The following is a 12,243-nucleotide window of genomic DNA, read 5'->3' as shown; positions in this document are numbered from 1 at the left end:
TATAAACGTTAGAATTCGTGGGTGCGGCCATTTTCCGGGAATGGGGAACACCTCGCAACCGCATATTAATAGCACGATCGTTCAGTTTGGTAGGTAGGAAGCTCTAGCGGCAAGCCATGCGGCGTTGCCGTTTTTCAATGGCTGTCCGGGCTTGAGGGAGAAGACGATGGGGCGTTCGCTGAATCTGGAAGGCAAAGTGGCGATGGTGACGGGGGCGTCGAGCGGGCTGGGGATGCAGTTTGCCAAGGTGCTTGCCCAGGCTGGGGCAAAGGTGGTGCTTGCCAGTCGACGTGTGGAGCGGCTCAAGGAATTGCGCGCGGAGATCGAGTCGCAAGGCGGCGCGGCCCACGTCGTTCCGCTCGATGTGACCGATTACGACAGCATTCGCGCGGGGGTGGCCCATGCCGAGACCGAGGCGGGTGCCATCGACATTCTCATCAACAACTCAGGCGTTTCGACCCAGCAACGGTTAGTCGATGTCACGCCGCAGGAATACGACTTCGTCCTCGACACCAACACGCGCGGCACCTTCTTCGTGGCGCAGGAAGTCGCCAAACGGATGATTCGGCGCGCGAAGGGTGACCCGCAGCGACAACATCGCATCATCAACGTGGCGTCGGTGGCCGGACAGCGGGCGATCTCCATGCTCGGTGTGTACTGCGTGAGCAAGGCGGCCGTCATCCACATGACGCGCGCGATGGCGCTGGAATGGGGGCGCTTCAACATCAACGTCAACGCGTTGTGTCCCGGGTATATCGACACCGAGATCAATCACGAACACTGGCAGACCGAAGCCGGTCGCAAGCTGATCCAGATGCTGCCTCGTCAGCGTGTGGGCGAGCCCAGCGATCTCGACGGGCTGATTCTGCTCCTTGCTTCAGACGATTCCAGATTTATCAATGGCTCGATCATGACGATCGACGATGGGCTGGCCGTCGTCTAAGTCTTGTCAGGTCGGATTTGGCGATGGTTCGATCGATTGCGCAGGCTCGCTGCAATGCGGCAATCGGGGATTGTCCGAGGCAGTCAGCCTCATGACGATGAGCGCATAATTCGTTGATGCTCACGGGATTGTGAAGGGCGTCGCGTTGACGTCGGATCCCGAATCATCTTGAGGACAACATGCCGAATCAAGGCTGGCGGGGGCTCGTCGGAGTCGCGCTTGCCCTCGCCTCATTCGCGCTGCCGGTGGCCGCGCATCCCTATAAAGCCGAATACGCGTTATCGATCGTGCCCGATGCGGGGACCCCGTGGGGTAAGGGCACGCAGCTCTGGGCGGATATGGTGCGCGAGCGCACGCACGGACGCATCAACATACGACTGCACCCGGGCGCCGCGCTCGTGGGTGGCGATCAGACGCGCGAATTCTCCGCATTGCGTCAGGGCGTGATCGATATGGCGGTCGGCTCGACGATCAACTGGTCTTCGGCGATTCCCGAATTCAATCTCTTTTCTCTGCCGTTCCTGCTGCGTGGCTATCGGTCTCTCGACGCGATCACGCAGGGCGAAGTGGGGCGTGAACTGTTCCGCCGTGTGGAAGAGCAGGGGGTCGTGCCGCTCGCCTGGGGCGAGAACGGTTTTCGGCAACTGAGCAATTCTCGCCGGGCGATTCGCTCGCCCGAGGATATGCGCGGGCTGCGCGTGCGTGTCGTTGGCTCGCTGCTGTTCAACGACATCTTCACGGCACTGGGTGCCGTGCCGGCCCAGATGACTTGGAACGACGCCATGCGGGCGCTGCGCGAACGCAAGATCGATGGCCAGGAAAATCCGATCACGGTCTTCAACAACGTGCGGCTCGACACCGTGGGGCAGCGCTTCGTCACGGTGTGGGATTACGTGGCCGATCCCATTGTGTTCGTCGTCAACCGGCAGGTCTGGGATAGTTGGACGCAACAGGACCGCGATATCGTTCGCGACGCGGCGATGGAGGCGGCGCGCTTCGAAGTGACCCTGGCACGCGAGGATTTTCTGAGCAACGGGCGTGGCATATGGGACGACTTGGCCGCACGCGGCGTGAAGGTCACCCGACTCACTCCGGAACAACGCCAGCGCTTCGTCGATGCCACGCGTCCCGTCTATGCCAAATGGAAGGCCCTCGTCGGGCGCGATCTGGTCGACAAGGCTGAAGCCGCCGTCAATGGCGACACGACGATCGGCAAATCGCACGAGGTCGGTTTTCGCAAGTAGTTGCGCCGCCATGCCTCGGAAATGTCCGAGGCGGCGGGCTCACGACATTCCGAAAAGGCGGCCGGGCGCGGCGAGTCGCGACGCGTTGACGCGCGCCAATCGATCCGAAGCGCTACACTTTATCCCCATGACGTCCTGCCAATGCGCGGCAGGGCGTCGATTTTTCTACATGGGGAATTTGCAGTGTCGGCAGAGTACAAGGAAGTCTTTCGCATGAGCATGCCTATTCGCTGGGGCGATATGGATGCATTCGGGCATGTCAACAACACCGTCTACTTCCGTTATATGGAACAGGTGCGTATTTCGTGGCTGGAGTCGCTGAATATTGCGTCGGAGGAAAGCGCGACGGGGGAGGGGCCGGTGATCATCAATGCGAACATGACGTTCTTGCGTCAGTTGCGCTATCCGGGCGATATCGATTGCCGCATGTACGTGGGTGCGCTGGGGCGCAGCAGTGTCGACACTCGCTTTGCACTGTGGCGTGCCGATACGCCTGAGGTGCTCGTTGCCGAGGGGGGCGCGAAGATCGTTTGGGTGAACTACAAGGAAGAGAAGTCGGTACCGCTGCCGGCAGCGGTGCGGGCGTTGATGGTGTGAGCCCCGTATCGAAGACGTGAGCGGCGGTGGGGGCACCCCCACCCGCTCGCGCGGGTCGGTCAGTTGCCGAGCAGACGTTGAACGAGTTCGGTGGCGGTGCCGGCGCCGTACTTCTGCAGCAGGCGCGCGCGGTAGATGTCGACGGTGCGCGGGCTGATGTCGAGAACCTTGCCGATCTGCTTGCTCGTTTTGCCTTGCACGAGTTGCGCTGCAATTTCGCGCTCGCGGGCGGTCAGCGCCACGGCGACGCGGCGTGTGGCGGACATGTCTTCGAAGGTCCAGAGCCCGGCGGCATGCGTGTCCTTCACGTCGAGCGATCGTCCCGTCACGTGACACCAGAACAGTTCGCCGCTGGCACGTCGCATGATGCGCTCGTCGGAATAGACCCCTTGGGCGCTCATGATCGGTGGAATGCGCTCGCCAATGCGTTCGAACTCTTTGGGCGACGGATACAGCACCTGGAACGACTGGCCGATAAGGGCTTCGGGCGCGTAGCCGAAAATCTGGCCGAGTTGGCGGTTGCAGTCCTCGATGATGCGCTGGCGAGAGATAACCAGGCCGACGGGGGCGATATGGAAAGCTGTCTGGTAGTCGAACGTCGGCATGGGGGTAGTGCAGATCCGGTCGAGCCGCGGGCCGGTGCATCGCGTGCTGCGGCTCGGCGCGCAGGGAGATATGTAATTTCACGTATTGTGCCCGATTTGCCTGCCACCGTAAGCTTTATGATTGCATGAGGTGCGTGGCTGCGGAAATTCGCGGGGCGACGCAAGCCTCGCAACGCGTGAGAGCGCGTCATAATTTCAATTCTCAACCGAGGGAAAGGGACAAACGATGAACAAGGTATACGCCAGCGCCAAGGAGGCGCTCGCCGATGTTGTCGCAGACGGCCAAACGTTCGCCGTCGGCGGCTTCGGCCTGTGTGGCATTCCGGAGGCCCTGATCGCTGCGCTGCGCGACTCGGGTGTCAAGGGACTCACCTGCATCAGCAACAACGCCGGTGTGGATGGCTTCGGCCTCGGTCTGTTGCTCGAGACGCGTCAGATCAAGAAGATGATTTCGTCGTACGTCGGCGAGAACAAGGAGTTCGAGCGCCAATATCTGGCCGGCGAACTCGAACTCGAATTCACGCCGCAGGGCACGCTGGCCGAAAAGTTGCGCGCCGGCGGTGCCGGCATTCCGGCATTCTTCACGAAGACGGGCGTGGGTACCGTCGTCGCCGAAGGCAAGGAAACGCATGAGTTCGATGGCGAGACTTATATCATGGAGCGCTCGTTGCGCGCCGACGTCGCGCTGGTGAAGGCCGCCAAGGCCGATCGCGCCGGTAATCTGGTGTTCAATCGCACCGCCCGCAACTTCAATCCGATGGCCGCCATGGCCGGCAAGATCACGATTGTCGAGGTCGAAACGCTGGTCGAGACCGGTTCGATCGATCCGGACGACGTGCACTTGCCCGGCATCTTCGTGCAACGCATCGTGCTGAACGCACACCCGGAAAAACGCATCGAACAACGCACGGTACGTGCCAAGTAAGCGCCGAGATCAAGGAGATAACCATGGCATGGAATCGTGATGAAATGGCTGCGCGCGCGGCGCGAGAGCTTGAAGACGGCTTTTACGTGAACCTCGGCATCGGTTTGCCCACGCTGGTGGCGAACCATGTGCCGGAGGGTATGGAAGTGTGGCTGCAATCGGAGAACGGCTTGCTGGGCATTGGTCCGTTCCCGACGGAAGATGAAGTCGATGCCGACATGATCAACGCGGGTAAGCAAACGGTGACGACGCTGCCGGGTTCGTCGATTTTCTCGTCGGCCGACTCGTTCGCGATGATCCGGGGCGGTCACATCAATCTGGCGATTCTCGGGGCGATGCAGGTCAGCGAAAAGGGCGACCTCGCAAACTGGATGATTCCGGGCAAGATGATCAAGGGGATGGGCGGCGCGATGGATCTCGTCGCGGGCGTTGGCCGCGTGGTTGTGCTCATGGAGCACGTGGCCAAGGGCGACGCTCACAAGATTCTCAAGGCGTGCGATCTGCCGCTCACGGGCGTGGGCGTTGTCAATCGCATCATCACCGACCTCGGCGTGATCGACGTGACGCCGGACGGCCTGAAGGTTGTCGAGCTTGCGCCGGGCGTGACGAAGGAAGAGATTTCGCAGAAGACCGGGGCACCGCTCGATACGAGCGCCGTCTGAGGTTTTGGCGATGTGTCGGCCGCGCCCTGATTTTCCTGATGCTCCCGGTGCTCCCGGTGCTCCCGGTGCTCTCGAGCGGGAGAGGGCGTTTGACGCGCAGCTTTGCTGAGGATCGCCGTGGCCGTTGAACCTCGGTGATCGGTGGAAGGCAAAACGGGCGGGGATTTCCCCGCCCGTTTTGTTTTTCCGATACCCGCGCGTCGTCCGCGGGCGATTCGAAGGTGGTCGGCGCCGAGCGCAGGAATTACTGTGCGACCCAGCCGCCGTCCATGTTCCAAGCCACGCCGCGCACCTGGTTGCCGGCGTCGCTGCACAGGAAGACGGCGAGCGCGCCAAGCTGCTCGGGCGTAACGAACTCGCCCGACGGCTGCTTTTCGCCAAGCAGCGAGCGTTTCGCGGCGTCGCTGGAGAGTTGATCTCGCGCGGCACGGTCGTCGACTTGCTTCTGCACGAGCGGGGTGAGCACGAAGCCGGGGCAAATGGCGTTGGCCGTCACGCCGGTCTGCGCATTTTCCAGTGCGGTCACTTTCGTGAGGCCGACGATACCGTGCTTGGCCGCGACATACGCCGATTTTCCCGCCGAGCCCACGAGTCCGTGGACCGACGCGATGTTGATGATCCGTCCCCAATTGCGGGTACGCATGCCGGGAAGCGCCAGCCGCGTGGTATGAAATGCCGAGGTCAGGTTGATCGCGATGATCGCGTCCCACTTCTCGGTCGGAAAATCCTGAACTTCGGCAACGTGCTGAATGCCTGCGTTGTTGACGAGAATGTCGACTCCGCCGAACGTCGACTCGGCATATTGCATCATCGCTTCGATCTCGCTCGCACGGCTCATGTCGGCACCGTGATACCCGACTTTGGCATCGATGTGGCCGGCGCTGGCGGCGGCGTCGGCAATCGCTTTTCGCGCAGCATCGGCGTCGCCGAAGCCGTTCGTGATGAGGGTTGCGCCTTGTGCGGCGAGCGCCTGTGCCATGCCCAGACCGATGCCGCTGGTCGAGCCGGTCACGAGGGCGATTTTTCCTTTTAGCATTACTTCGTCTCCGTGCAGGTGGAGGGGGAGGGATTGGAGCCATGTCGATGGGCCCGCCGCGACCTGCCATTTGATGCGGCCCATGAGTCGCCTCATTCTAGCTTACGGTTCGTGGCAAGCGCGGTAGAATTCGGGTCTGGAAGCCAATCCGATGAGTCCGCCATGTTGAGCCACGCACCGCGTCTGTCGAATGTTCAGTGTCTGAGTCCGTCGGGTTTGCATCGCATGGCGTACGCGGAATGGGGCGACCCGGAGAATCCTCGCGTACTGATGTGCGTGCATGGACTCACGCGATGCGGGCGCGATTTTGACGTTCTGGCGCAGACATTCGCGAGCGACTACCGCGTCGTGTGTCCAGATGTGGTCGGGCGCGGGCAGTCGTCGTGGTTGGCAAATCCCGCGGGTTATGTCGTGCCGCAATACGTCGCCGATATGGTGACGTTGATCGCACGGCTCGGTGTGGCGTCGGTCGACTGGTTCGGCACGTCGATGGGTGGATTGATCGGCATGGGGCTCGCCGGTTTGCCGGATACGCCGATTCGCAATATGTTGCTCAACGATGTCGGGCCGCACATCGATGCCGGTGCGCTGACGCGTATCGGTCAATATGTCGGCATACCGAAGCGTTTTGCCTCGATCGACGAGGGCGCCGATTATCTCTGGTCGATCTCGTCGGCGTTCGGCCCGCACACGCGTGAGGAATGGCGTGCGTTGTCCGAACCGCTGTTCAAGGCCGACGGCGGCGGCTACGTATTGCGTTACGATCCCTCCATCGGGACGGCATTTTCGGGCATTCCGCCCCAGGCCATTGCGGCGGGCGAAGGGATGCTCTGGGCGTCGCTCGCTGCGTTTTCCGGGCGCATGCTGATCGTGCGCGGCGAGCAGTCGGATCTGCTCTCGCGCGCAACGCTCGAACAAATGCTGGTGCACGCGCAGCGCGCGCGCGCGGTGGAGATACCGGGCGTGGGGCACGCGCCGACCTTTGTGCATGCCGATCAGATCGCGATCGCGCGCCGATTTTTTGACGGACACGACGACTGACACCCGCCTTGGCGGGCGGGTTCGGTGGCGAGTCCGACGTTCGAAGAACACGAGGAGTCTTACATCATGGCAGTACAACGTTTCTACGTCGAAAAGCGCTGGTCGGACATGGCCGTGCACAACGGTACCGTCTATCTGGCCGGTCAGACGCCGGATGATCGCTCGCAAGACATGGCCGGTCAAACGCGTCAGGTACTTGCCCATATCGATCGTCTGCTGGCTGAGGCGAATAGCGACAAGTCACTGATTTTGTCGTGCCAGATCTTCATCTCCGACATGAAGTACTTCGGCGAAATGAATCAGGTGTGGGACGAGTGGGTGCCGGCCGGCCACGCGCCCCCGCGCGCCACCGTGCAGGCGTTGCTCGCCGACCCTGCCATGCTCGTTGAAATCGTGGTCGTCGCGGCGCAGCGCGAAAGCTGAGCGCACGACCCGCATCATCACGGGCGCACGTTGGCCCACGTTCCGACATGAACTCACATCAAACACCGACATCCGCTGGCACGAATTCCACCACGGCGCCCGACGCCAGGCATTCGGCCCCGGGCGTGGGTGACGCACCCCTGCCCGCTACGCTCCACGACGCACTCGCGTTTGCCGAGGCGCTCTGCGGTGACCAGGTGCTTTCGTCCGGCGAGCCGATCGTCGCGCACGCGCGCGGCATGATCGCGATTCTCGATACGCTGCGCGTGGACGAGGCGACGCATCAGGCGGCGGCGCTCTTTTCTGCCGCCGAATTCCTGCCAGATCCGCAATCCACGTTGACGCAGACGTTTGGCGCCGAGGTCGCCGCGCTGGTGATCGACGTGCGTCGTCTGCAGCGGCTCTCGGGTGCGGGCTCGCGTGCAGCGCAGGCCATGCCGTCCGACGGGCGCGATCGCGACGCCGCGGCAGAGCGCAAGTCCCAGGTGGAAGGGCTGCGCAAGATGTTGCTCGCGTTCGCGCAGGACATCCGTGTGGTGATGATCCGGCTGGCCTCGCGTCTGCAATCCTTGCGCTGGTATGCGGCGCAGAAGAAAGACCCGCCCGAAGACATGCCGCACGAGGTGCTCGAGATCTACGCACCCCTCGCGAATCGCCTCGGTATCTGGCAACTGAAGTGGGAACTCGAAGACCTCGCTTTTCGCTTCCTCGAGCCTGTCACGTACAAGCAGATCGCCAAGTTGCTCGAAGAGAAGCGAGTCGAGCGTCAGTCGTTCATCGAAGGGGCGATCCAGCGGCTTCAGGACGAATTGGCGCGCGCGGGTGTCAAGGCGGAGGTGTCCGGGCGACCGAAGCATATCTACAGCATCTGGAAAAAGATGCGCGGCAAGGCCGTCGATTTCGCCGAGTTGTACGATGTGCGCGCGTTTCGCGTGATTGTCGACGACATCAAGGATTGCTACACGGTACTGGGCATTGTCCATAACCTTTGGCAGCCAATTCCGAAAGAGTTCGACGATTACATCTCGCGCCCGAAGCCCAACGGCTATAAGTCGCTGCACACCGTGGTGATCGGCGACGACGGACGGGCGTTCGAAGTGCAGATTCGTACGCATGAGATGCACAACTTCGCCGAGTACGGTATCGCGGCGCACTGGCGTTACAAGGAAGCGGGGCAGCGGGGCTACGGCGGTGCGTTTTCGGCGAACGAGGCCTACGACGAGAAGATTGCATGGCTACGCCAGTTGCTCGCGTGGAAGGACGACGTGGCCGACACGGTGGGCGTCGAGGGGGCGATGCAGCCCTGGGAGCAGCTCAAGCGGGCGACGATCGACGATCACATTTACGTGCTCACACCTCAGGCGCGTGTGATCTCGTTGCCGCAGGGCGCGACACCGGTCGATTTCGCGTATCACTTGCACTCGGAGCTCGGGCATCGCTGCCGTGGCGCACGCGTCGACGGCGCGATGGTGCCACTCAATACGCCGCTTCAGAACGGCCAGACGGTCGAAATCGTGACGGTCAAGCAGGGCGGACCGTCACGCGACTGGCTCAACGCGCAGTTGGGGTATCTGCAAAGCCACCGGGCGCGCCAGAAGGTGCGGCAGTGGTTCAATGCCATCGATCTCGAGGAGACGATCGCTCAAGGCCGCACGCTGATCGACAAGACGTTGCAGCGTGAAGGCAAGACGTCGGTCAATCTTGAGGACTTGGCCGCTCGGCTTGGATTCCGGACACCGGACGATCTCTACGCGTCGATCGCCAAGGACGAGTTCAGCCTGCGCCACGTCGAGCAAGCGCTTTCGGGCAACCTGCCGGGACCGGAGCCGCGCGACGAGGACACGCTTGTCGCGAAGAAGAGTCTCGAGACCAGTGTCACCCAGGGGGCCAAGAGCGGTGTGCTGGTCGTCGGGGTCGGTGCATTGTTGACGCAATTGGCCAAGTGCTGCCGTCCGGCACCGCCGGACCCGATTGTGGGGTTTGTCACGCGAGGCAAGGGCGTATCGATTCACCGCCAGGATTGCCCGAGTTTTCAAGCCATGAAGGCCCGGGCGGCCGAGCGGGTAATTCAGACGGCGTGGTCGGCCGACGTGCTCGAAGGACGCGGCGTTGCTGCGTATCCGGTCGATATCCAGATCGAGGCGACCGATCGTCAAGGGTTGCTGCGCGACATCTCCGAAGTGTTCTCGCGTGAGAAGCTCAATGTCACGGGCGTCAGCACGCAGTCGCGCGGCGCTCAGGCGTTCATGCAGTTCACCGTTGAAGTGCGCGATGGTGGGCAACTGCAGCGAGCGCTCGCGCAACTCACCGGGGTGTCCGGCGTGGTGTCGTCGCGCCGGCGGTAAGCGGTGCCCGGCGGCCTTGCCGACAGAAGTCTGGCCGGTATGTTGTGCACGCGCGTGACGAGGGCGATTCGATCGTGTGGGCGAACCCGCATCGACGGCTTGTCTGCCGTGCCTTTTCATCGGCAGGCACAATAATCGCTTGGCGAGTTGCTGAAATCTTGCTAGAATCTCGTTCTCTTGTAGTAGGCTCGTAGCTCAGCTGGTTAGAGCACCACCTTGACATGGTGGGGGTCGTTGGTTCGAGTCCAATCGAGCCTACCAACGAATTTGATGCATCACAGTCCGCGAGACCCCGCAGGCACAGGCGCTGGAAAAACACTCATGCTGAAGATCGCCCGAACTTTCACAGTGGTGAAGGTGCGACATTAAGTCGAGGGTGTTTTTCGTCTGGATGTAAGGAATGAAGAGACGGCCTCGACGACAGTCGAGGCCGTTTTTTTTCGTGGTTTGCCGCGTGGCGTTGGCCGCGCGTGACGTTTTTGCGCATGGGAGTGCGACATGATTTCGGTACGTTTGCCTGACGGTTCGCAACGCCAGTACGAAGCCCCCCTCACGGTGGCGCAAGTCGCCGGTTCGATCGGCGCGGGGCTGGCCAAGGCGGCCCTGGCGGGCCGCGTCGACGGCAAGCTGGTCGATACGTCCTATCTGATCGAACGCGACGTGAGCCTCGCCATCGTGACGGATAAGGACGCGGACGGCCTGGACGTCATTCGCCACTCGACGGCTCACTTGCTGGCCTACGCCGTCAAGGAGCTGTTCCCCGAGGCGCAGGTCACGATCGGCCCGGTCATCGAGAACGGCTTCTATTACGACTTCTCGTTCCACCGCGCTTTCACGCCGGAAGACCTCGCCGCCATCGAGGCGAAGATGCACGAGTTGGCCAAGAAGGACGAGCCGGTGACGCGCGAGGTGCTCGCGCGCGACGATGCCGTGCGTCTGTTCATGTCGATGGGGGAAAAGTACAAGGCGCAGATCATCGAATCGATTCCGGCGACGGACGAAATCGGTCTGTACCGTGAAGGCAAGTTTGTCGATCTGTGCCGCGGTCCGCACGTTCCATCGACAGGCAAGCTCAAGGTCTTCAAGCTGATGAAGGTCGCGGGCGCCTACTGGCGCGGCGATGCCAAGAACGAGCAGCTTCAGCGCATCTACGGCACGGCCTGGACGAAGAAGGAAGATCAGGACGCGTACTTGCACATGCTCGAAGAGGCGGAAAAGCGCGATCACCGCAAGCTCGGCCGCGCACTGGACTTCTTCCATATGCAGGAGGAAGCGCCGGGGCTCGTCTTCTGGCACCCGAAGGGCTGGACGCTCTGGCAGCAGGTCGAGCAGTACATGCGCCGCGTCTATCGCAATAACGGTTATCAGGAAGTGAAGGCACCGCAGATTCTCGATCGCGCGCTGTGGGAAAAGTCGGGACACTGGGATAACTACAAGGACAACATGTTCACGACGGAGTCGGAAAATCGTGCTTATGCACTCAAGCCGATGAACTGTCCGGGACATGTCCTGATTTTCAACTCGGCGCTGCACAGCTATCGCGATCTGCCGCTGCGCTACGGCGAGTTTGGTCAATGTCACCGCAATGAGCCGTCGGGCGGCTTGCACGGCCTCATGCGCGTGCGCGGTTTCACGCAGGATGACGGTCACATCTTCTGTACGGAAGACCAGATTCTCGAAGAATGCGTGAATTACACCGCCCTGTTGCACGACGTGTATAAGGATTTCGGCTTCACGGACATGATTTACAAGGTCGCAACGCGTCCTGAGCACCGTGTCGGCTCGAATGAGAATTGGGATAAAGCTGAATTTGCGCTAATGGAATCGCTGCGCCGTTCGAACTGCGAGTTCGTGATCGCCGAGGGGGATGGGGCGTTCTATGGGCCGAAAATCGAATACACGCTCAAGGATGCGCTTGGCCGCCAGTGGCAGTGTGGCACCATGCAGGTCGATTTCTCGATGCCGGAGCGTCTGGGGGCCGAGTATGTCGCGGAGGACAACAACCGCCGTCGCCCGGTCATGCTGCACCGTGCGATCCTGGGTTCGCTCGAGCGTTTCATCGGTATTCTGATCGAGCACCATGCTGGTGCAATGCCGGTCTGGCTCGCGCCGGAGCAGGTGATTGTGCTGAATGTGTCCGAAAAAACGGCCGATTACGCCCTTGAAGTAACGAAAAAGTTGAAAGAACAAGGGCTTAGGGCTCGCGGCGATTTGCGCAACGAGAAAATTAGCTATAAAATACGCGAGCACTCGTTGCAGAAAGTCCCCTATCTCGTCGTAGTGGGGGACAAGGAGCAAGAGGCAAATACGGTAGCCGTGCGTGCCCGTGGCGGTGCGGATCTGGGCGTAATGCCCGTTGACGCGCTCATCGAACGTCTTGTGCAGGAATGCGCGACGTTCCATTAACGCCTGTCGGACAGCG

General features: G+C 61.6%; 11 protein-coding genes and 1 tRNA gene. 10 read left to right on the top strand and 2 right to left on the bottom strand.

The features are described 5' to 3' along the window. Positions 1 to 166 precede the first annotated feature (166 nt). The 3 genes from ACE3UG_RS08685 to ACE3UG_RS08675 all read left to right on the top strand — a co-directional run bounded on the left by ACE3UG_RS08685 (position 167) and on the right by ACE3UG_RS08675 (position 2,784). The gene (locus ACE3UG_RS08685; RefSeq protein ID WP_374622355.1) at positions 167 to 943 is read left to right on the top strand and encodes an SDR family oxidoreductase; all 777 of its coding nucleotides are present in this window, start codon (positions 167 to 169) and stop codon (positions 941 to 943) included. A 179-nt stretch (positions 944 to 1,122) separates the two neighbouring features. Next, positions 1,123 to 2,187 (top strand): DctP family TRAP transporter solute-binding subunit, encoded by a 1,065-nt coding sequence (locus ACE3UG_RS08680; protein ID WP_374622352.1) that lies wholly within the window; start codon positions 1,123 to 1,125, stop codon positions 2,185 to 2,187. Between the two features lie 141 nt (positions 2,188 to 2,328). Continuing rightward, a complete protein-coding gene (locus ACE3UG_RS08675; protein ID WP_374622350.1) occupies positions 2,329 to 2,784 on the top strand; it encodes an acyl-CoA thioesterase in 456 nt (151 codons plus the stop codon). 59 nt (positions 2,785 to 2,843) lie between these two features. Here the strand turns inward: ACE3UG_RS08675 and ACE3UG_RS08670 are convergent, their stop codons facing one another. Then, the gene (locus ACE3UG_RS08670) at positions 2,844 to 3,389 is read right to left on the bottom strand and encodes a LuxR C-terminal-related transcriptional regulator (RefSeq protein ID WP_374622347.1); all 546 of its coding nucleotides are present in this window, start codon (positions 3,387 to 3,389) and stop codon (positions 2,844 to 2,846) included. Positions 3,390 to 3,615: 226 nt separating this feature from the next. Here ACE3UG_RS08670 and ACE3UG_RS08665 point away from each other — a divergent pair, with 226 nt between their 5' ends. Together ACE3UG_RS08665 and ACE3UG_RS08660 are read left to right on the top strand one after the other, a co-directional pair. Continuing rightward, positions 3,616 to 4,314 carry a CoA transferase subunit A gene (locus tag ACE3UG_RS08665; RefSeq protein WP_374622345.1) on the top strand — a complete coding sequence of 233 codons (699 nt, stop codon included), beginning with the start codon at positions 3,616 to 3,618 and terminating at the stop codon, positions 4,312 to 4,314. A gap of 23 nt (positions 4,315 to 4,337) precedes the next feature. Next, on the top strand, positions 4,338 to 4,976 hold the full coding sequence (locus tag ACE3UG_RS08660) for a CoA transferase subunit B (RefSeq protein ID WP_199070824.1): 639 nt from the start codon (positions 4,338 to 4,340) through the stop codon (positions 4,974 to 4,976). 244 nt (positions 4,977 to 5,220) lie between these two features. Here ACE3UG_RS08660 and ACE3UG_RS08655 read toward each other — a convergent pair whose 3' ends face one another. Further along, positions 5,221 to 6,012 (bottom strand): 3-hydroxybutyrate dehydrogenase, encoded by a 792-nt coding sequence (locus ACE3UG_RS08655; protein WP_374622341.1) that lies wholly within the window; start codon positions 6,010 to 6,012, stop codon positions 5,221 to 5,223. 165 nt (positions 6,013 to 6,177) lie between these two features. Between ACE3UG_RS08655 and ACE3UG_RS08650 the strand changes: the two genes are divergently transcribed. From ACE3UG_RS08650 to thrS, 5 genes are all read left to right on the top strand, one after another. After that, a complete protein-coding gene (locus ACE3UG_RS08650; RefSeq protein ID WP_374622512.1) occupies positions 6,178 to 7,053 on the top strand; it encodes an alpha/beta fold hydrolase in 876 nt (291 codons plus the stop codon). Between the two features lie 66 nt (positions 7,054 to 7,119). Further along, the gene (locus ACE3UG_RS08645) at positions 7,120 to 7,476 is read left to right on the top strand and encodes a RidA family protein (protein WP_374622339.1); all 357 of its coding nucleotides are present in this window, start codon (positions 7,120 to 7,122) and stop codon (positions 7,474 to 7,476) included. A 47-nt stretch (positions 7,477 to 7,523) separates the two neighbouring features. Next, a complete protein-coding gene (locus ACE3UG_RS08640; RefSeq protein ID WP_374622336.1) occupies positions 7,524 to 9,821 on the top strand; it encodes a bifunctional (p)ppGpp synthetase/guanosine-3',5'-bis(diphosphate) 3'-pyrophosphohydrolase in 2,298 nt (765 codons plus the stop codon). 184 nt (positions 9,822 to 10,005) lie between these two features. Next, positions 10,006 to 10,082: transfer RNA gene (locus tag ACE3UG_RS08635), tRNA-Val, on the top strand. A gap of 237 nt (positions 10,083 to 10,319) precedes the next feature. After that, the gene (gene thrS / locus ACE3UG_RS08630; RefSeq protein ID WP_374622334.1) at positions 10,320 to 12,227 is read left to right on the top strand and encodes a threonine--tRNA ligase; all 1,908 of its coding nucleotides are present in this window, start codon (positions 10,320 to 10,322) and stop codon (positions 12,225 to 12,227) included. The last annotated feature ends 16 nt before the right edge of the window (positions 12,228 to 12,243 follow it).

The organism is Pandoraea sp., from assembly GCF_041919235.1.
Taxonomy (GTDB): Bacteria; Pseudomonadota; Gammaproteobacteria; order Burkholderiales; family Burkholderiaceae; genus Pandoraea.
This window is presented reverse-complemented; position numbering and strand designations above follow the sequence as displayed.